The 20,272-nt window shown below is 49.0% G+C and carries 20 protein-coding genes; 13 read left to right on the top strand and 7 right to left on the bottom strand.

The features are described 5' to 3' along the window. Nucleotides 1-88 precede the first annotated feature (88 nt). The 3 genes from LQ777_RS04985 to LQ777_RS04975 form a co-directional block, all read right to left on the bottom strand. Entirely contained in the window at nucleotides 89-592 is a 504-nt protein-coding gene (locus LQ777_RS04985) for a pyridoxamine 5'-phosphate oxidase family protein (RefSeq protein WP_232561421.1), read from the bottom strand. A 94-nt stretch (nucleotides 593-686) separates the two neighbouring features. Next, nucleotides 687-1,103, bottom strand: coding sequence for a four-helix bundle copper-binding protein (locus tag LQ777_RS04980; protein WP_232561420.1), 417 nt, complete (start codon nucleotides 1,101-1,103; stop codon nucleotides 687-689). A 35-nt stretch (nucleotides 1,104-1,138) separates the two neighbouring features. Then, a complete protein-coding gene (locus tag LQ777_RS04975; protein ID WP_232561419.1) occupies nucleotides 1,139-1,315 on the bottom strand; it encodes a DUF2188 domain-containing protein in 177 nt (58 codons plus the stop codon). A gap of 539 nt (nucleotides 1,316-1,854) precedes the next feature. Here LQ777_RS04975 and LQ777_RS04970 point away from each other — a divergent pair. The 5 genes from LQ777_RS04970 to LQ777_RS04950 all read left to right on the top strand — a co-directional run bounded on the left by LQ777_RS04970 (nucleotide 1,855) and on the right by LQ777_RS04950 (nucleotide 6,717). After that, nucleotides 1,855-2,532: a response regulator gene (locus LQ777_RS04970; protein ID WP_232561418.1), complete on the top strand. Its 678-nt coding sequence runs from the start codon at nucleotides 1,855-1,857 to the stop codon at nucleotides 2,530-2,532. Nucleotides 2,533-2,608: 76 nt separating this feature from the next. Beyond that, entirely contained in the window at nucleotides 2,609-4,018 is a 1,410-nt protein-coding gene (locus LQ777_RS04965) for a HAMP domain-containing sensor histidine kinase (RefSeq protein ID WP_232561417.1), read from the top strand. Between the two features lie 48 nt (nucleotides 4,019-4,066). Continuing rightward, a complete protein-coding gene (locus LQ777_RS04960) occupies nucleotides 4,067-4,837 on the top strand; it encodes an acyl-[acyl-carrier-protein] thioesterase (RefSeq protein WP_232561416.1) in 771 nt (256 codons plus the stop codon). Between the two features lie 34 nt (nucleotides 4,838-4,871). Further along, nucleotides 4,872-5,798: a DUF1338 domain-containing protein gene (locus tag LQ777_RS04955; protein WP_232561415.1), complete on the top strand. Its 927-nt coding sequence runs from the start codon at nucleotides 4,872-4,874 to the stop codon at nucleotides 5,796-5,798. 85 nt (nucleotides 5,799-5,883) lie between these two features. Then, complete coding sequence (locus tag LQ777_RS04950; RefSeq protein WP_232561414.1) at nucleotides 5,884-6,717, top strand: sugar phosphate isomerase/epimerase family protein; 834 nt, start codon at nucleotides 5,884-5,886, stop codon at nucleotides 6,715-6,717. A 73-nt stretch (nucleotides 6,718-6,790) separates the two neighbouring features. Here LQ777_RS04950 and LQ777_RS04945 read toward each other — a convergent pair whose 3' ends face one another. The 4 genes from LQ777_RS04945 to LQ777_RS04930 form a co-directional block, all read right to left on the bottom strand. Next, the gene (locus LQ777_RS04945) at nucleotides 6,791-7,852 is read right to left on the bottom strand and encodes an aminotransferase class I/II-fold pyridoxal phosphate-dependent enzyme (protein WP_232561413.1); all 1,062 of its coding nucleotides are present in this window, start codon (nucleotides 7,850-7,852) and stop codon (nucleotides 6,791-6,793) included. Nucleotides 7,853-7,912: 60 nt separating this feature from the next. Beyond that, nucleotides 7,913-8,941, bottom strand: a complete 1,029-nt coding sequence (locus tag LQ777_RS04940; protein ID WP_232561412.1) for a dipeptide epimerase — start codon at nucleotides 8,939-8,941, stop codon at nucleotides 7,913-7,915. 131 nt (nucleotides 8,942-9,072) lie between these two features. Next, a complete protein-coding gene (locus LQ777_RS04935) occupies nucleotides 9,073-10,692 on the bottom strand; it encodes a hypothetical protein (RefSeq protein ID WP_232561411.1) in 1,620 nt (539 codons plus the stop codon). Between the two features lie 12 nt (nucleotides 10,693-10,704). Beyond that, nucleotides 10,705-11,379, bottom strand: a complete 675-nt coding sequence (locus LQ777_RS04930) for a hypothetical protein (RefSeq protein WP_232561410.1) — start codon at nucleotides 11,377-11,379, stop codon at nucleotides 10,705-10,707. Nucleotides 11,380-11,968: 589 nt separating this feature from the next. Between LQ777_RS04930 and LQ777_RS04925 the strand changes: the two genes are divergently transcribed. The 8 genes from LQ777_RS04925 (at nucleotide 11,969) to LQ777_RS04890 (ending at nucleotide 19,974) form a co-directional block, all read left to right on the top strand. Beyond that, a complete protein-coding gene (locus LQ777_RS04925) occupies nucleotides 11,969-12,796 on the top strand; it encodes a polysaccharide biosynthesis/export family protein (protein WP_232561409.1) in 828 nt (275 codons plus the stop codon). Nucleotides 12,797-12,828: 32 nt separating this feature from the next. Then, nucleotides 12,829-15,177 carry a GumC family protein gene (locus tag LQ777_RS04920; RefSeq protein WP_232561408.1) on the top strand — a complete coding sequence of 783 codons (2,349 nt, stop codon included), beginning with the start codon at nucleotides 12,829-12,831 and terminating at the stop codon, nucleotides 15,175-15,177. Nucleotides 15,178-15,217: 40 nt separating this feature from the next. Then, entirely contained in the window at nucleotides 15,218-15,904 is a 687-nt protein-coding gene (locus LQ777_RS04915) for a sugar transferase (protein WP_232561407.1), read from the top strand. 103 nt (nucleotides 15,905-16,007) lie between these two features. After that, nucleotides 16,008-16,952: a glycosyltransferase family 2 protein gene (locus LQ777_RS04910; protein WP_232561406.1), complete on the top strand. Its 945-nt coding sequence runs from the start codon at nucleotides 16,008-16,010 to the stop codon at nucleotides 16,950-16,952. After that, nucleotides 16,945-17,583, top strand: coding sequence for a cyclase family protein (locus tag LQ777_RS04905; protein WP_232561405.1), 639 nt, complete (start codon nucleotides 16,945-16,947; stop codon nucleotides 17,581-17,583). The genes LQ777_RS04910 and LQ777_RS04905 overlap by 8 nt, the downstream gene beginning before the upstream one ends. 31 nt (nucleotides 17,584-17,614) lie before the next feature. Next, on the top strand, nucleotides 17,615-18,298 hold the full coding sequence (locus tag LQ777_RS04900) for an acylneuraminate cytidylyltransferase family protein (protein ID WP_232561404.1): 684 nt from the start codon (nucleotides 17,615-17,617) through the stop codon (nucleotides 18,296-18,298). After that, nucleotides 18,295-19,242 (top strand): phosphoglycerate dehydrogenase, encoded by a 948-nt coding sequence (locus LQ777_RS04895; RefSeq protein WP_232561403.1) that lies wholly within the window; start codon nucleotides 18,295-18,297, stop codon nucleotides 19,240-19,242. Before LQ777_RS04900 ends, LQ777_RS04895 begins: the two co-directional genes overlap by 4 nt. A gap of 3 nt (nucleotides 19,243-19,245) precedes the next feature. Then, nucleotides 19,246-19,974: an SDR family NAD(P)-dependent oxidoreductase gene (locus LQ777_RS04890; RefSeq protein ID WP_232561402.1), complete on the top strand. Its 729-nt coding sequence runs from the start codon at nucleotides 19,246-19,248 to the stop codon at nucleotides 19,972-19,974. The last annotated feature ends 298 nt before the right edge of the window (nucleotides 19,975-20,272 follow it).

Here is a 20,272-nt window from a genome sequence, read left to right as displayed (position 1 = left end):
AATGAAATAAGGTTATAAGCAAAAAAGAGACCGAACGGATTTACAAGTTTCCGTCCAGTCTCTCTCTCTTTCTTAGGCACTAATTAGGTTAATTATATACCTTTTCGTTCTCACCCATTTTTGGTGGGTTACCCGTGATGGCCGCTGTAGCCTGCTGAAATAACCGAACCATTGTGCTGTCGCTGGCATTCCAGTATTCGGCCATCTGCGTATGCACTTTCAGCAGAATCAACTCAGGATCGTCTTTTCCTTCCGGAAACCACGCTTTAGCCTGTGGATTCCAAAGCTCATCTATTTTTGCCCGGTCATCTAGTTCGTCGGCAGTACCGGAGATGGAAACATAGTCGGCATCCCCTACATCAGCAAACGACAGATTGACCCGATGGTCGTTGTTGTCGATCTGATCAACTTTAGGCGATTTACGCTTTGTGAAAAACCAGATCGTTCCGTCTTCGTCCATTTGTAGCGCAGCCATTGGTCGGCTGACCAGGTTTCCCTGATCATCAACGGTCGTCATCATGGCGATGCGAATATCTCCGACTAGGTCCCGGACTTTTTCAAGTTGTTTGTTTTTCTGTGGCTTCGTTTCCATAACGTGAGTGAAAAAAAGTAAGTCGATAGTCAAGGTATCAGAGAGGTGTGTACCCAACCAATGACCCACACTACCGACTGACGATACTATCAGACTAATTATAAAGCGTTTCGCGCAGATCGATTCCGTAGAACAATGACGCGGGCGTGGTGGCCGGATTGAGTTGTTCGCTATCCGTCCGGTAAGCCATATCCAAAATACCTACACAGCTACAAATCGTTTGCTGACACATAGCGTACACCTGCTGGCAACGTTGGGTGTTGTACTGGCTAACTTCCTGTGCACATTTTTCGCACACCTCAATGCATGCTTTCGCTAGCAGACGCGTGTTTTCCGAGCCACGTACGTAAAGCATAGCCAACTGACGACACATATCGGCACAGTCCAGATTTAGGAAGATGCTGCGGTACCAATTTTCAATATCTTCAGAACGCGAACATTCCGTCGCAAATTCGTCACAAAGGGCAGCGCAGCTGGTCAGTGAGTCGTAAATGTTTTTCTTCCAAATCATCACCTGATGGAGTTTATGTGTAGCTAGGAGGTTATTTATACGCGAGGTTGCCACCCGCTGTTCATTGCGCTGGACTGACCCATACGCGCCCACTGACGTGCTTCGCTTACACTGTGTGCAACAATTCGCTGTTTATCCATTGCGCCTTGTTCCAACAGGTGGTTCGCGATTTCAATAGCCTTAGCGCGTGTGCTTGGATTAAGTGAGCGCATAGCTGCTGGGAAATGAGTCGGTGTCCACATCATGGTGTCAGTCATCTTATTGCAACTACGTGTACCTATATTGTGCCAACTTTTTTTTCGCTTACATAGCATCACCCATTCATGGAATAACCTGTTAACTGCCAATCAGTTATTCATTACTAGGCGATTGTTAAATTTACCCTGTAGAAACTGTAAATAGCGCTAGGTGTAGAAATCAACCTGAGAAGTGTAGACATTTTTACCCACCCGGTTCCACAGGAGAAAGTCCTCTATCGTTCGAGACACATCTCTTTGATTGAACGATACACAATTTCTGTTGAATTGTACGTTCGAACCGTGTGCGATCGCACTGAGTCGGGCTCACCTTAAAAGTGAATTAATAATGAGCTAGCCATGTGCATTAACGACTAAACTCCTGTTATAGGCAAGAAAACGAGTGGGCCTGAACAAGCCAACTTACGCTCTTCACTATTTTTTAGCTGGGTCTAGCAAACTAATAAACTGGTTTGTCGCTTTTAAATCACAAAATAGCTATGTATGTTGCCAATATGAAGATTCTTGTGGTTGAAGACGAGCCAAAACTGGCTTCGTTCGTAAAAAAGGGTTTGGAGGAACAATCCTGCGAAGTTGACGTAGCGTACGATGGTCAACTAGGTCGTAATATGGCACTTAGTAATGCCTATGATGTCATCGTCATGGACGTTAACCTGCCTAAGATGAATGGCTTCGACGTGGTGCAAGCGCTTCGGCAAGAGCGGGTTAGCACTCCGGTCTTGATGCTAACTGCTATGGGTTCGGTTGACGATAAGCTTACGGGTTTTGAGTCCGGCGCGGACGATTACCTGGTAAAACCGTTCGAATTTCGCGAGTTGATGGCTCGCCTGCGGGCACTTACGAAGCGCAGTAGCGAAGCCGGTCTACAAGCCAACGTGCTTAAAGTAGCTGATCTGGAGCTAGATTTGAACGAGAAAATAGCGCGTCGGGGTGACAAGCGAATCGAGCTTACGGCCAAAGAATTTGGACTCCTGGATTACCTCATGCGCAACCGGGGACGCGTCGTATCACGGGTTGATATTGCTGAGAAAGTGTGGGACATACACTTTGACACAGGCACCAACGTTATTGATGTTTACGTCAATTTCCTGCGCAAAAAGATTGACAAGGATTTTCCCCACAAACTAATTCACACGGTGATCGGTATGGGGTATATGCTCAAAGAGGAGTGAGAAACGAGGAGATAGAATGATCAAAGTCGATGGATCTTCCTCCATTCTTATCTCCAGCTCCTAACTTCTCGAACGAATGAATATCCGTACTCGATTAACGTTGCTTTTTGTCCTGCTGGTCGCTTCCATCCTGTTACTGTTTTCGGTGTCGGTGTACTACCTCTACGACCAGTTTCGGCAGCAGGAGTTTGAGCAACGGTTAGAAGAAAAAGCGTTGACCACCGTACGGCTGCGCGAAGACGTTGGTGAAGTACCCCAGGCCGATTTGCCCGTCATGGCCGACGAGCAAATCACTATTTACAATAACCAGGGCAGGGTCCTGTACAGCCAGGGCAGCAAGCGTCCTCGCTTTCCTGTCACGCCCAGCTTTTTGCAAAAGATTCCTCCTAAACAGTCTCGTTATGTTCGTTTGGGCGACATCGAAGCTGTAGGGGTTCGTTATCAGAACCACCGGAAGGAATCGTTCGTAATCCTGGCCGCAGGCAGCGATCGTTACGGATTTAGTAAGCTTGAACGGCTGCGGCAAATCCTTATTTTTGGCTGGATACTGTGTTTATTCATCGTTGGCATTGCGGGTTATCTGTTTGCAACCGATGCCCTTCGCCCCGTCGCAGAGCTAATTGCGCAGGTTAACTCTATATCGGCAACCAACATCCACGAACGACTTCGCGTTGGGCGGCAGCGGGACGAACTGGCCGATCTGGCCCGGACCTTCAACGCATTATTAAGCCGACTCGAAAAAGCGTTCGTTTCGCAGAAAAGCTTTGTTTCCCATGCCTCCCACGAATTGCGAACTCCGCTAACCGTCATGATGGGTCAGATTGAGGTGACTCGACTACAGACCCGCTCTTCTCAGGAATACGAAGCGTCTTTCGATGCGCTGCTGGACGAAGTCAAAAACATGATCCGGCTTGTCAATGGGTTACTGGAACTCGCCCGCGCTAGTTCCGATGTCGCCACACTCAACTACCAGCCGGTGCGGATCGACGAGTTACTCTGGCAGGCGCAAAGCCAGATCATCCAAAAACGCCCGAATTATCAGATCGACATCGACTTCGAGAACTTACCGGATCAGGAAGAAGACCTCGTCATTCTGGGTGAAGAATCGCTGTTGCAAACCGCTTTCCAGAACCTTATGGAAAATGGCTGCAAATACTCCCCCGACGAAAGTGTAGCGGTTCGGCTGTCCTTCGAACCCGGTCAGGTTCATTTGACCTTCGCCAACCGAGGGTACGGTATTTCAACCGCCGACTTACCACATATTTTTGAGCCATTCTACCGCTCTGAATCAACGATGACAATCCAGGGCCACGGCATTGGTTTAGCCTTGACTCAGCGGATCATCGAACTTCATCGGGGTCAAATCAAGGTCGAGTCTACGGTTGGCAAGGAAACTAAATTCCGCATCACGCTCCCCCTTTCCTCCGCTTCACCGATCGCGCTGACGGAGGTGAGCAGCTCAACAAAGACACTACAGCAGAGTTAATCCGTAGCTGGGGTATAACCTAACCGTACGCCATGCTACTTTTGTACTATGGCTTTTATCCAAACGGACACGTTTACGCTACGCGGTTACGAAACCGATGCCTTCGGGCGATTGAGTATTCCCGCCTTGATGAATTTGATGCAGGAATCAGCGAATCGAAACGCAATTGATTACAAAATCGGTATTAACGATCTGGCTCAACAAGGATACGGCTGGATGCTGATGCGCTTCCGGCTACGAATGCACCAGTACCCCCGGTATGGTCAGACCATTCGGGTGGTTACTTATCCCACCTTTGTCGAAAAATACTTTATCTACCGCGACTTTCAGGTTCTTGCCGAAGACGGTACTCTGCTGGCTGACGCGGCCAGTACATGGCTGGTTTTCAGTACGGCCAAACGAACAATGGTCCCCCTACCCGATTTTATCCGTACGTTATCACCGCCCCAGCTAAGCAATACGCTGCCGAAATTAGCCCTTAAACCCCATTTTCAGAATAATCAATTTACACCCACGCACCAAAACGAGGTAACCGTTGGCTGGCTTAGCATTGACCAGAACCAGCATGTCAACAATGTGGCCTATGTAGCGTGGTTGATTGAATCAATGGATGATAAGCTGTTAGAAACGCGGGAATTAGCCGAAATTGATTTAGTTTACCGTACCGAAAGCCACCGGGGCGACCGGCTCCTCGTTCAATCCGTTGCGGAAACCGACGACAGTCTTATTCATCGCATTGAACAGAGTAGCCTGCCTTCCGGCGATTCAGGTAAAGAAGTACTCGTAGCGCATAGCCGATGGCGGGTGCCTTCTTCGTAAACTCATCGCTCAGGCGGTTATACCAAACCTAACTATGCTAACTCCTTCCAACAAACCCGTTCAGGACCCAACAATGACGCTGGATGCCGTGCTCGGCGGCCTGATGCGTCGTTACAGCGAGCGCGTACCCGACGTGCAGGGCGTGTTCGACGCAATGCTCGACGAAGGCATTATTCAATCGCCGGATGAAATCGAGAACGATCATATTGCCTTTCGAACGATGGGTGTTCCCCATTTAGGGATTGCTTCGTTCGAGAAAATTTTTCTGCATTACGGCTACGAACGACGTGACGAATATAACTTTGTTGAAAAGAAACTTACGGCGTACTGGTACGCTCCGCCCGCACCAAATTATCCGCGCATTTTTGCCAGCGAGCTGCGAGTCGATGAATTGTCAGAACAAGCCCAACGCATTATTCACCGTTATACCGATACGGTAACGAGCGATCCCGTGGACGCACTCGATCTGGACGATGCCCAAGCCGTTGACCAGTTTCTGCACCAGCCGCTCTGGGAAACGCCGACCCTGACCGACTATCAGACGTTGCTAACGGAAAGCGAGTATGCGGCCTGGGTCATCTACAACCGCTACTACCTGAATCACTTTACGATTAGCGTTCATAATCTTAAGCCGGGCTACAACACAATCGACGCGTTTGTGGCTTTCCTGACCGGACGGGGTTTGCGGCTCAACTCAGCGGGGGGCACTATCAAAGTCAGTCCCGACGGCGATTTGCGCCAAGCGTCGACTGTAGCACAAATGATTGACGCTGAGTTTGCGGACGGTGCTACCTTTCGCATTGCCGGATCGTACGTTGAGTTTGCCGAACGACGCATTTTACCCCAATTCCGCAACTTGCCTGCCGATCAAATTACGCGGCAGCACCGGCGCGAAGGTTTTGAGACAGGTAACGCTGACAAGATTTTCGAAAGTACATTCACTAGTCAGACCGGGAAATAAAACCCGATATTTCTCTTTCCTCGTGGTGTCAGCGGGTCCGCTAACACCACGAAACCATCCGAAAAAAGACGTTTACCCTGTTCAGATGAAACGCTATATCCTGCTCACCAGCCTTTTGTTGCTCGTTTTCATAGCTCAGGCCCAGAAAGCTGCGCCGGTTGGCTTGCAGCTTTACAGTTTCCGCCATGAATTTGCCAAAGACGTGCCTGGTACGATGGCAAAAGTGAAACAACTGGGTTTTCGAGAAGCTGAAATTGCCGGAACGTATGGCCTTAGTCTGACCGACTTCCGTAAACTGCTTGATCAGAACGGGATCAAAGCCATCAGCACCGGGGCTAGTTACGAAGACCTAGATAACAATGTTCCTAAAGTTCTTGCCGAAGCCAAAGCGCTGGGCGCTAAGTACGTCACCTGCGCCTGGCTTCCGCACGCAGGTGATGCATTTACTATCTACGATGCCGACCGGGCCGTTGATGTGCTGAACACGGCGGGGCGACTGCTGGCAGACAACGGGATCACGTTTTGCTACCATACGCATGGCTATGAATTTCAGCCGTATCAGAACGGCACTTTCTTCGATTATCTGGCCGCTAACCTAAACCCGAAGTACGTCAATTTCGAGATGGACGTATTCTGGGTGAAAGCCCCCGGTTTTGATCCCGTTGCTTTACTACAGAAATTTCCGAAACGATTCCTGCTCATGCATTTGAAAGACCGAAAGCCCGGAACACCAGATACCAACACGGGCCATTCGGATGTAGAATCGAATGTTACGCTCGGGCAGGGCGACGTGGGTATTGCCGCTATTATGAAGCAAGCGAAAAAATCAGGCGTCAAGCATTTCTTTATCGAAGACGAATCATCCCGCGCAATGGAACAAATGCCCGGAAGTCTGGCTTTTCTGGAAGGATTGAAATAACAAGTCGTGGTGTAGTGCTTGTGGTGGCAAGTTCTCAAACCTGCCACCACAAGCACTACACTAGGCATACATCTTAAAACGAATACGCGTAGATCGCTTCCGCCAGCTTCTGAATATCGGCAAACTCATGAAATGCGCTGATAACGATCCGGGAATTTGCCCGGTCGGTGGCTGTTGGATAAGCAAACGAATAAATAAAGATACCTCTTTCAAGCAGAAACGGGTATAAATCATCCTGTTCGGTAAAGAACACTGGGTAACCCTTGGCATGGGTGAACAGGCCCGTTGGTATCAACAGTTTTTCCGCTAAAAGCAGGTTCTGTTGCAATTTGTCGCGACGGTCCGCGTAAAGTGCATCGGCCCGTAGATACGCATCCAAATAAGCGGGCGGAATTGGTGAACACGCCCCAAAAAATGCTGTTTTTCGAATCGCAGCGAGTGTTTCAGTACGGCCAATAATTGCGCCACCCGGTAGGCCCATCGCTTTTGCCGTAGACGCTGTAACGATGAGATTGACATTAGGCTTTTTGGGCACCTGCGGCCAGATACCCCGTCCGTTGTTGAGGACACCTAACCCGTGAGAATCGTCGATCACGAGCGTTATAGCTCGGTCATCGGGTAGCGCATTGACCCACTCAAACGTGTAGTATTCGGACCGAACCGCTTCAATTGAATTTAATAGAATAGCCAGCGGCCCGGCTGGCATCGTTTGTACCTGAGCTGGTAGCTGCGCTGCCCAATCAGCAAAACTCATGGAAGGCAGCGCCGTAGCGGGTCCATCCCAAATAGCGGGATGGGCGCAGGGACCGTAGATCAATTCTGTTTTTTGTAGCCGCAATACATTAACGACCGCCTGGCCGGCCATCATCCCCGATGACAGCGTTAGCACTTTCTCAGCCCCTACAAACTGGGCTAGTTTGGCTTCGGCTTCCTCGTAAATACCAAGTTGCAAATTACCGTTTCGCGAACTACCAAATACGGTACCATACCGGCCAACACTTTCAACGAAGAGTTGCTGAAAAGCAGGATGCTGCGGCAAGCCTAAGTAAGCCGTTCCGCTGAAAAACAAGTACTCGCGTTCCTGATACGTAATCGTTCGATCAGGCAGGTTATTGACGACAAAAGCATCGGACATGGTATAACTCGGTATGCGGTTCAGGAATAGTAACAAACTACGCTTTACTAATCAGTTTGACTACGCTTGGTCAGTATTGATTAAACTGGCTCCTGTTCCGTTTTCGTCGGCATAGATAACGCGACCAAAATCAAAGGTTACGCCCGTAGCCGGATCGTTGGCAATCAGCAGCGAGCCGTCGAGGTCGGCGTAATCGAGCAAAGGAAGCAGCTGAGCGATAGCCGAAATACCAACGCTCGATTCGGTCATGCAACCAACCATCACGCGGAGGTTAAGCTCGCGGGCGCGGGCAATCATGCGTCGGGCAGGTGTCAGGCCACCACACTTGGTCAGTTTGATATTAACACCGTGAAAATAGCCCGCGCAACGGTCAACGTCAGTTTCGACAATACAGCTTTCATCGGCAATGATGGGCAAAACGGATTCTTTATAAACGATTTTTGCGCCCTCCCAATCGTCGGCAGGCAACGGTTGTTCGATAAACTCAACGCCTAATTCAGCTAGGGCTTTTGACTTTTCGATTGCCTCGGTAACTGTCCATCCGCAGTTGGCGTCTACCCGAAACACAGCCTCGGTGCAGGCTCGCAGAGCACGAACAATAGCCAAATCCGTTTCAGGGCGACCCAGCTTGATCTTGTACAGCGGCCAGGGCAACTCCTGCATCTTTTCGACCATCCGCTCGGTGGTATCAAGTCCAATTGTGTAATTGGTCAAGGGGCTAGTAGCAGGATCAAGATTCCAAAGTTTATAAAGCGGTTGTTGCTGTTTTTTTGCCCATAGGTCCCAGGCAGCCTGATCGAGTGCACAGAGCGCAAACGGGTTTTCGGCCAGCAAGGGCTGCATGTCGGTCCAGAAGACTTCGGGGCTGGTCAAATTGTACGTCTCGATGCGGGTACGAAGCGCTTCGAAAACCGCAACCATGCCATCAATCGTAATTCCGTAATAGCGGGTAGCGGTGGCCTCACCGAAACCCCGGTAGTGACCATCACGCAATTCGACAATGAGCGTTGGCTGCACATCCCGACTGTCGTGCGCAATGGTAAATGTATGTTTCAGGCGTAAGTCAACGCGGTGAAGAAACAACTGCATGATCGACTTCTTATAAATTCACGAATACTACCCACCCAAACCGATTACTGGCTGATCGGAGCGATTCGCCCGAAAGGTACGGGACGAAACCTAGAAATAGATACGACCAGCAATCTTACACCCTGATCGGCTTACTTACAATACATTTCAGCTTTTATCTTCAGCGTCCATTCGAGCTTTTCGATTAGATAATCGCTTTGCCGCAACGGCCAGGTGGCTCCCCCGTCTGTACTCGCGCGAAAATCGTAGGTTTCACCGACTTTCAGTTTGTATGACGTTACTTTTCGCTGGGTACGCGTGGCGATAGTAAGATCATGCCAGTTTCCTTTTCCTACTTCACTGTACTGTACCCGTATTTCGGCAGGTAGTGAGGATTCATCCAGCTTTGTACCGCCGGGGCATGAAAAATAAAATTCCAGTTTCACAATGGGCGGCACGGGTAAAGCGCTCAAATTAAGCGGAATTGCTGTCTCGTCGCAGGGTAGTCCGTTAGCCGATTCAGCAATTAATCCACCTTTTGCGCCTTTGCCCCAGGCATCCGTTTCGTCGTATAGCTGCAACTTGAGTTGACGTCCTTTGGGCTGGTTATAGATCTTTACGATAGCGTTGTTATTTGCGTTTGCGTAGAACGTACCGACTTGGGTTCCTGTCGCAACATCGATGAGTTTGCAACGGTAATTCACGTCTACATTCGCAAGCTTACTGCCTACTATTTTAAATACAGGACCGACGTCACAAATTGGCTCAGTCCAGGTTGCGACATACGATCCAACGGCAGCAGCCTGCGCTTCGTACTCAAGCGAACCAGTGGCATTACGTTTTACTACGCCGGGTGTTTCCTCCTGCCAGCGATTCATAAAGGCGTCGTAGCTGTAAAGCGGAATCGAATCACCGATCCGAACAGGCTGACCCGTTTTGCCATTGACCGTTGCCGGATTCAGTTCCATTGACCAGCGAGCCGGTTGCGAGAGTTTAGTCGCTACTAAGTAGTTCTCGTTATAAACCTCGAACATTACTGAACCAGCAATCGATGTCACGCGTAAGCTTCCAAGCGAGGGAGCCCCGTTACGGCCATTGACGTACGACAGTATACCGTTTCCCGGAACCTGGCTGGTAGCATCGCTGCTGCGTGCGTTCGTGTGAATAACGGTTATTGTTAGCTTACCACCGACGACCTGCCCGTCACGATCAATCAATTTTGTTCCGGACGGAATCGTGACGGTTGCATGATCGCTGTCTTTCGTTTGCTCGGCAGTTGTCAATCTCAAGGTGGTGGATACCGTACCATCGGTATCAGCGCTCCCCGTTGTACGAGCCGCTGTAAGTGCGCGGGGCGGCTTATTGATATTGATTCGGCGAACGTAGCGCGTTACCCGGCTGGGACTCGTTAACGTCATGGGCTGGATCACAGTCAGGTAATCGGCAGCCTCAACGACAGCGGTGAATCGCAAGGGCGTCTGGCTAGACAGCGTAACCATTGGCGAAGCCGCCAGTAATAAATTTCCGTCGGCATTAACTTTATAACGAGTCGTGTTCAGCGTGGTGACGATGTTAGCTGCGTCGGGCCCCGCTATTTTAACTTGATTAGTTGATGGTAACGGGTTGCTGGCTGGATCGTAAAGACGGAGCTCAACAACGCCCGCCTGAATTGGATCTTTCGTCCGAAGCTGAACGCCATCAAGTGGATTTCGGCAGGACTCTACGATTACAATGGATCCAACAAGGCTAAACAGCCAGTGACGGTATGTCATACAATACAGCAGTTAACGAGAACGATGGAGGGCATACGTGAGTGTTAGATTGATCGAAGGCAGATAGCGGTAGCCTGACAGATTACGTTCGACGGCCGGTACTTGCTCATCAATAGTAGTTGTTTCCAGGAAGCCCTCATAATCAAGGTTTATGCTTGGACGGCCCAGGTAGTAAACGCCCATTTCGAAACCGATTCCAAACCGCTTGCGAGGCATTGTCTGCCCAAAGCCCCAGCCTACGTAGCCAACAAGCGGATGCCACCGAACTCCGAGCTTAACGACTCCTACATCCTGCGGTGTCAGTTCCAGCCCGCCAAGATTAAGCTTGTCGTTAGCGGTAATGACAAAACGCATAGCTGGATGCCAGGTGTAGCCAAGCCCTCCAACAATAAAAAACGAGTTATGCGGAAAGGGATTCCATTTAAGGCTCGCTTGCAAAACGCTAATTACCAAGTCGGGGTCGATACCTATGTAGGAATCCGGAGCGGTTTCGATCCGAATGGGCTGACGGTATGCTACATATTGTCCACCCACTCGAATCGCTAACCGTCTTGACTGATTAAATACATGGTTACAATAAAGACCCACTCCACTTGTTCCAAGCTGAAGACTGACAGAGTAGGGCAAAGCTTTTCTTCCTACAGAATCCGGCTTTGCCTGAAACGAATAGCCAGTTGATGACAGCATAGTTACTACTAGAAGGACCAGGTACTTCATCAAGGTAACAAATTATGGTGGATCTGTTTTACTATATCAGCCTAAAAGTAACATTTAAGTTATCATAAACAGATATCTTTGAGAAAATGATTCGTACACCCTTCTAAGCTGAGTGCCATTTGAACTTTTTACTCCATCTAAAAATATATTTCTACCAAACAGAATTTAATACTAAAATTTTCAATATTTCAGAATAATATATTAATTCATCAGCGTTTACATCAAGATAGGTATATGAAGGTTACTTTTGAAGCACAACACTTTATAACAAAACACAGAAATAATTAAACTATAGAATAAAATAAACCACATCTAACTAATCAGCATTTTTTTGAACTATTAAATTTACTTTATCTTGTTTTTGTAAATAAAATTTTACTAAATTTGCATAAGGTTTACAAAAGAAAAGTACAGTATACCTAATTACCATTAATAGTAAGCTCTGATAAGTAACTAGTTAAAAATAAGGATAAAAGACAAGATGTTCCCATACATGGACTCACGATAACAAAATCATTCTTTTTCATCCCTTTCAAATAGCGTACAAATTTCTAACCTTATGATCTCATCTTTAACAAGTGTCATTAAACCCCAACGTGTTGCGGGCATTTTAATCAGTATCGTTGTGGGATGCTGGGTCTTGACAGGCTGCGTATCCACAAAACGCCTTTCTTATTTTCAGCAGGAGCCGGGTAAAGTAGATACTCTGGCGCTAGCCGCCCGCTATGTACCTTCGATTCAGCCGGGCGATGTTTTATCCGTTCAGGTAAGTAGTCTCAACCCTGAAGCATCAGCTTTCTTTAATCCGTACATGGCTTTTGCCGTAGCCGACCGGGGACCTGCCACCAACACAATAGCAAGTACGACCCCTCTTCCATCCGTTAACGGTTACTTGGTTGATGACGCGGGTATGATCGATTTGCCCATGATCGGCAAGGTCAACGTAAAAGGTAAAACGGTTGCTCAAACCAAAGACCTTCTTAGAGAATCGTTGAAAGAATATCTGAAGGAGCCTACGGTCAATGTCCGCAATCAGAACTTTAGAATTTCGGTTATGGGGGAAGTTATGCGACCTTCTTTGTACACCATCCCCAACGAACAAATTACGCTGCTGGAAGCCCTTAGTCTGTCGGGCGACGTAACGATCTACGGACGCCGTGATAACGTGCTGGTCATTCGCGAAGAAAACGGCAAGCGGACGTTCTCCCGGATTGATCTTACCCGCCGTGATTTGTTTACCTCTCCTTACTATTACTTACATCCCAACGATGTCGTGTATGTTGAGCCCGGTCGCGTCCGCGCAGCTACTGCCGACCGAGCCAACCAGCTCCTCCCTATTGCTTTAAGTGCTTTATCCTTTGTTGCGATCATTTTCTCTCGATTCTAAAAACTCATTATATCCACTTAAAAGGCATCACCATGTCGAATCAGAATAACTATGCTTATGCTCCGTACCAAGTGTACGAAGCGGAGACTACGCCTGATCTGCGAATGATTCTTATGCGGTATGCGCATTACTGGAAGTGGTTTGTTCTTTCGGTTTTGCTGGCAGGAGGAGCCGCTTATGCCTACTTGATTTATCAGACGCCAATCTATAAGGTACAGACCAGCCTTTTGATCAAAGACGACAAGAAGGGCCTGAGTGAGGATAACATCCTGAAAGAGATGGACATTTTCACCCCTAAAAAGGTCGTTGAGAACGAAATGGAAATTCTGAAGTCCTACGCGCTCATGGACAAAGTGGTAACGAGCCTTGGATTGGATGTTCAATATTTTCGGCCCACCAGTACGGTGAAGCAGGAAATTTTCAATGAATCGCCGATACGCCTGATCGTTGAGAGAGGTAATGATGAGCTTTATGAGACACCGTTGCCGATCACAATCGAGAGTCCTAGAACTGTACGTATAGAGGGTACCGTTTATCCGATTAACCAAACGATACAGACTCCGTACGGACGTTTGCGGGTATTTCCAAAACGCGCCCTAAAGGCGTCTACAGAGCCCCTGATCGTTCAGGTTTCCCCTCACCGCGAAACAGTAGAAAAGTACCTGAAAAGGCTGACCGTAGACGCAAGCAGCAAAGTATCGACTGTACTGCTAATGACCCTGGAAGACGCCGTGCCGGATAAAGGGGAAGCGATGCTGAACAAGCTGATCACCGAGTATAACCAGGCGGCTATTGTTGATAAAAATATCGTCGCTGCCAATACGCTGAACTTTATCGAAGAGCGGTTGAAGCTCATTGCGGGCGAGTTATCGACTGTTGAAAAAGGTGTTGAATCATACAAGTCGTCGAAAGGCATTACGGACCTTGGCTCACAGGCTCAGCTATTCCTGTCGACGGTGAAAGACAACGATGATCAGTTGAATCAGGCTTCTATTCAACTGGGTGTTATTCAGGAACTCGAACGCTATGTGACCAGCAAATCCAACGAGCGGGGTGTGGCTCCCAGCGTATTGGCAATCAACGATCCTGTACTTGTTGGCTTGGTTGGTAAAGTAAGTGAACTGGAGTTGCAGCGCGATCAGCTTAGCCGGACAACGACCCCAAGCAACCCGATTCTGCAATCGCTGGACTCGCAGATCAAAGCGACCAAAGAAAGCTTGAGCGAAAACATTCAGAATATAAAGTTGATGATTAGCGGCAGACAGGAAAAGCTAAAAGCGACCAATCGTTTGCTGGAAAATCAGATTCGCACGATACCTAGTAAAGAGCGCGCGCTGGTCGATATTACCCGTCAACAGTCGATCAAAAACAACCTATATACCTACTTGTTGGCAAAGCGGGAAGAAACAGCTCTTTCGTATGCATCGACCGTTGCTGACAGCCGTACCATCGACCCACCCCGCACGGGAAGTGAGCCAATTAAACCCGTTAAAGGCATGATTTTCCTGCTCTTCGGCCTTTTTGGTCTGATGATGCCCGTGGGTGTATTGACGGCCCGCGATGCCCTTAACAACCGCGTAAATCGCCGGACCGATGTTGAGTCGGTATCACAGGTCCCAATCCTGGGAGAAATTGTAGCCAGCCGGAGCGTTGAGCCCCTGGTCATGGTATCGAACCAGCGCTCGGTTATCGCCGAACAAATCCGTGCCCTCCGTACGAATCTTCAATTCCTGCGAAGTGATCCTAACAGCAGCCAGGTTATAATGTTTACCTCGAGCATCAGCGGTGAAGGAAAGTCGTTCCTATCCTTAAATCTGGGCGCTAGCCTTGCTCTTGTTGATCGGCCAACTGTCATCCTGGAAATGGATTTACGCAAGCCTAAGATCCACTCCGTACTGGGTGTGACTAATACGATAGGCATTAGTAACTACCTGATCCAAGAAGCTACGCTGGACGATGTGCTTCAACCGATACCGGGCTTTCCGAATTACCACATCATCACCTGTGGTCCTATCCCGCCAAACCCAGCAGAGTTGCTGAGTAGCCCGGCCCTCGAGCAGCTATTCAAGGAGTTACGGGAGCGGTTTTCCTACATCATCGTTGACTCTCCTCCGATTGGCTTAGTCACAGACGCTCAGTTGATTGCTCCGCACGTTGACGCAACCATGTTTATGGTACGCCATGATCATACTCCGAAAGCTTACCTACGGATGATCGATACGCTTTACAAAGAAAACCGATTCCAGCGGCTGAATTTGATCCTGAATGGAGTTGGCACCGGCGGTGATTCGTATCAGTACGGATATGGCGGTTACAGTTACGGTGGTTATTACGAAGAGTCGGCTAAAATAGCGAAAGCCTCTACTGGTCAACGTCGGTAACCAGCCTAGTTACATCACGCACCATCAACCCACCTCGTATATGCTCGGCTTTTCTTTGCCATCGCTCGATGATTCAGCAGTACTTAACGAATCGTTTTCGGCAACAGTCAGTCACCAAGTTAAGTTGTCCCGCGGACACAGATGGGGTAAACGACTATTCGACGTTGTTGTTTCTGGATTGGTTATCGTTACACTGCTGATCTGGATCGTACCCCTTATTGGTCTGTTTATCAGGCTGACATCACCCGGTCCTATGCTGTTCAGACAAGTACGTACCGGCCGCAACGGTCGTCCGTTTCGCTGCCTGAAATTCCGAACCATGCGGTTTGACAAACAGGCAGAGTTTCGGCAGGCGACAAAGAATGACAGCCGCATAACGCCGATTGGCCGCTTTCTGCGCAAGACGAATCTGGATGAATTGCCGCAGGTGTTTAACGTACTGCTAGGTGATATGAGCATCGTTGGTCCGCGACCACACCCTGTTCAACTGGATGCGCAGCACTGGTACACGCTGCCGTCTTACGCGAGCCGCTACGCCGTCAAACCGGGCATAACGGGATTGGCTCAGGTACGTGGCTGCCGGGGCGAAACGGCTAACTTAATCGACATGGAACACCGGGTACGCTTCGACCGCTTTTACATCAGCAAGCAATCGCCCTGGCTCGACCTGTCAATCTGCTGGTGGACAGCTTTCAAGATGCTTACTGGTGACAAGAAAGCATGGTAATCATTTCATAGTAGCAAATCCTTCGAACAATACAGTCTGCATTGCCTCAACGATTTGCTATTGAGCTTCAGAAAACGATTTAAGAACACAAAAGCTTGTACTTATGAAGTGCAGTATCATTATACGTGCCTTTAATGAAGAAAAACACATCGGTAAGCTACTTGATGGCATTGCTCGTCAGGAGAGTCAGCACACCATTGAGATAATTCTAGTAGACTCAGGCTCAACCGATAATACTGTTCAGATTGCCGAAAGCAGAGGAGCGCAGGTCATAAAAATCCGGCCCGAAGAGTTTTCCTTCGGACGAGCGCTCAATCTGGGATGTCAGTATGCGTCCGGCGATATTCTGCTCTTTGCCAGTGCCCACGTGTATCCCGTTTACACCAACTGGATTGACCGGATGCTGGCCCCATTAGAAGATTCTAAAGTGGCCTTGACGTACGGTCGGCAGATTGGCAATCACCTAAGCAAATTCTCGGAGCAACAGCTGTTTGCCAAGTGGTTCCCGGACGTTTCGAACAGCAACCAGTCTATTCCCTTCTGCAACAATGCCAACACGGCCATTCGTCGCTCGCTTTGGGAACAGATGACCTACGATGAGTCACTAACGGGGCTAGAAGATCTTCACTGGGCGGGCGCTATACAGCAGCAGGGTTACAAAATTGCCTACCAGGCCGATGCGGTTATCGTTCACGTGCACGAAGAAACACCCCGCAAGATCTACAATCGGTATTACCGGGAAGCCATTGCGTTTAAACGGCTTAAGCCACACGCTACGTTCAACAGTTGGCACTTCGTTTACCTGGCCGTCACTAATATTCTGAGTGATTACAGCGCTGCGATGCAAACAGGAGCCTTTCTGGCCAACGTGTTTGACATACCCATGTTTCGGGTGCTTCAATTCTGGGGTACTTACCAGGGCTACCGCTTCGTAGGAACGCTTGATCGTACGCTCCGCCAACGGTTCTACTATCCGAACGAATTCTTCCGGCGCGAGAAAGTGGAACACGCCGTTCAGCCGCTTATGAAACAAATAGCGTATGAATAGCCAAGCGCCAATCGATATCTCGGTCACCTTAGGCCCTACCCTTCCTACCTGGCCGGGCAGCATGGGTGTGCAGGTTCAATCCCTTCAGACGATTGGACCCGATTCGGACGCTAACGTGAGCCGACTGGACATGGACGTACACACAGGAACGCACCTGGATGCTCCTTTGCACTTCGTCGCCGACGGGGCGGATACGACATCGCTCTCCTTGACTACGCTGGTTGGCTCCTGCCGGGTCGTATCGATTCCAAATACGGACACGATCACGCGCGAGTTGCTGGAACGCTACGTAGGACACGATGTACCGAATCGGTTGTTGCTTCGTACCGACAATTCACGCACACAGTGGTACGAGAAGCCGTTTCAGCAATCGTTTACAGCACTGGCGGCCGATGCAGCCGAATGGCTGGTAGATAATCAGGTCGAGGTCATCGGTATCGATTATTTATCAATCCAGCGCTACGCCGACTCACCTGCGACGCACCAGATTCTTTTGCGCAACCAGGTTGTCATTCTAGAAGGTATTTACCTGGGTAATGTAGAGCCGGGAACCTACCAGCTGGTGTGTTTACCCTTGAAAGTTCAGGGCCTCGAAGGCGTTCCTTGCCGGGCCGTATTGTATCAGAATTAACTAGCTAAAATCGTAAACGAATAGAAAGCTTATGTCATACTCCGTTGCTGCTATTGTGCCCATGCGTCATTCCAGCGAGCGCGTTCCTGGAAAAAACTACCGAGATTTCGCGGGCAAACCCCTTTTTCATCGCATTATTGATACCCTGCTCGAGTGTCCTTCGGTTACCCAGGTGGTGATTGACACGGATAGCCCAACGGTCATCGAACAGACGGAGATCTATTACCCGACTGTAACCGTTCTAGAACGGCCCGAACATCTGCGCGACGGGGCTATTCCGATGAACAATGTCCTGCTCAATACCTGTGAGCAGATTCCGGCGGATTTTTATTTACAGACCCATAGCACAAACCCACTACTGTCGGCCGAAACGATTGAAAAAGGAATTCAGCAGTTTCTAAAAAATTACCCCATTTACGACACGCTCTTTGGTGTTACGCGCATGCAGGTGCGGTTGTGGGATCAGTTAGTTCGGGCAGTCAACCATAATCCAGCGATCCTACTTCGGACTCAGGATCTACCACCGCTCTACATGGAAAACTCCTGCATGTATCTGTTCAAAAAAGAGACACTTGTTCAGAAGCATAACCGTATCGGTGACCGGCCGTTCATGCACGATATTCCCGAAATCGAAGCGCAGGACATCGACGTTGAACTGAATTTTAAAGTAGCCGAATTCCTCTTTACTGAACTTTATCCTGAACTAGCCCTATGAAAGTTTTAATTACGTGCCCACCGATGCTTGGCCAGTTGGCGGAATTTCTTCCCATCTTCGAAGAAGCAGGCATCGAAGTAATTGCTCCGAAAGTTGTTCAAACGTTGTCCGAAGAAGAACTGATTGATCTGGTACCAACCGTTGATGGCTGGATTATCGGTGATGATCAGGCGACCGAACGGGTGTTCCGGGCGGGCAAGGCTGGAAAGCTAAAAGCCGCTGTCAAGTGGGGCATTGGCGTCGACAACGTTGATTTCAAAGCGTGCAAAGAACTGGATATTCCAATCGTAAACACGCCGATGATGTTTGGAGCCGAAGTGGCCACCATCGCCGTATCGTACGTGCTGGGCCTGGCTCGACAAACCTACTACATTGATCGTGAAGTTCGGGCGGGCAACTGGGTTAAGCCAGCAGGGATGTCTCTTGCCGGTCACACGGTAGCACTGGTTGGCTTCGGCGACATTGGCAAAGCGACAGCCCGGTTCCTGAAAGCCTTCGACATGCACATTAATGTGTATGATCCTTTCGCCAAAAAGTCTGAGTCAGATGAGGCAAACTACAACTTTCTTGATTTTCCGCAAGAACTAGAGAAAGCCGATTTCGTCGTGACCACCTGCGCGTTGACGCCAGCAACAAAGCACTTAATCAATGCAGAAAGTATTCAGCGCATGAAGGACGGCGTACGGATTGTCAACGTATCGCGTGGTCCAATCATTGACGAAGCTGCCCTGATCGACGCACTTAAATCCGGCAAAGTACATTCCGCTGGTTTAGACGTATTCGAAAACGAACCCCTTCCAATTGATTCAGAGCTTCGCCAGTTTGACCGCTGCATCTTTGGTACGCACAACGGCTCCAATACGATTCAGGGTGTTCAACGCGCCAGCCATCAGGCAATCAAGTCAATGTTTGAATTTTTAGAAATCGCCGAACCGGTTGCATAATTTATGAAAAAGGCGCTAATCACAGGGGTATTGGGTGGTATCGGTAGTGCGCTCGCCCAATCGTTCCGCGAAAATGGTTACTACGTGTATGGTCTGGATATTCGTGATACCGACGATCACCAGGCCGACCAGCTGATTCAGTTTGACCTCCACCGGTTTAGTACCGACGATGCGTACCGCTCAGAGTGGAAGCTCAAATTTTACGCGCTGATTCCAGAACTTCATGTACTGGTTAACAATGCCGCTGTACAACTGCTCGACGGACTAGACGACCTGAAGCTGAGCGACTGGAACCACACAATGTCCGTAAACCTGACGGGTCCGCTGTTACTGAGCCAGCATTTCCTTGATCAGCTTGAAGAAGTGAACGGATGCATCATCAACATCGGTAGCATTCACCAGCAGCTTACCAAACGTCGATTCATTAGCTACGCTACCTCCAAAAGTGCGCTCATCGGCTTGACCAGAGCGTTAGCCGTAGATCTGGAAGGGCGAGTTCGTGTCAACGCGATTAGTCCGGCAGCCATCGAAACCGATATGCTATTAGCTGGCTTCGACGGCAACCAAAGCGCATTGGACGAGCTACGTAGAATTCACCCCGTACAGCGCATCGGCTGCCCGAACGATGTAGCAAAAATGGCTTTGTTCTTAGCCTCCGAGAGCTCCGGCTTCATCCATGGCGCTAACCTGACCCTAGACGGCGGAATCAGCTCAGTGTTAAAAGATTTGTAACAATTCCTATTTGCGCTAAACAACTGAAAGCGGGCGAAAGAATCGTCTTCGCCCGCTCTCCATCGGACAATTCAGAGATAAAGTCATGCAGGTGAAAACTATTGTAGATAAGCTTTGGAATTCGCCCACGATAACTTCGTGGATGAGTTACGCAACACGAGCGCTAAGCTTATTTGTTGTTCTACCACTGATATTGAAGCGTTTTGATGATGGAGAAGTTGCCTTGTGGTACCTGTTCTCTACGATAATAGCTCTCCAAAGTTTATTGGACATGGGCTTCAGAAATACGTTCATCCGG

The organism is Spirosoma oryzicola (assembly GCF_021233055.1).
Classification (GTDB): Bacteria; Bacteroidota; Bacteroidia; order Cytophagales; family Spirosomataceae; genus Spirosoma; species Spirosoma oryzicola.
Note: the sequence above shows the minus strand (reverse complement) of the source record. Positions and strands in the feature narration are given on the sequence as shown.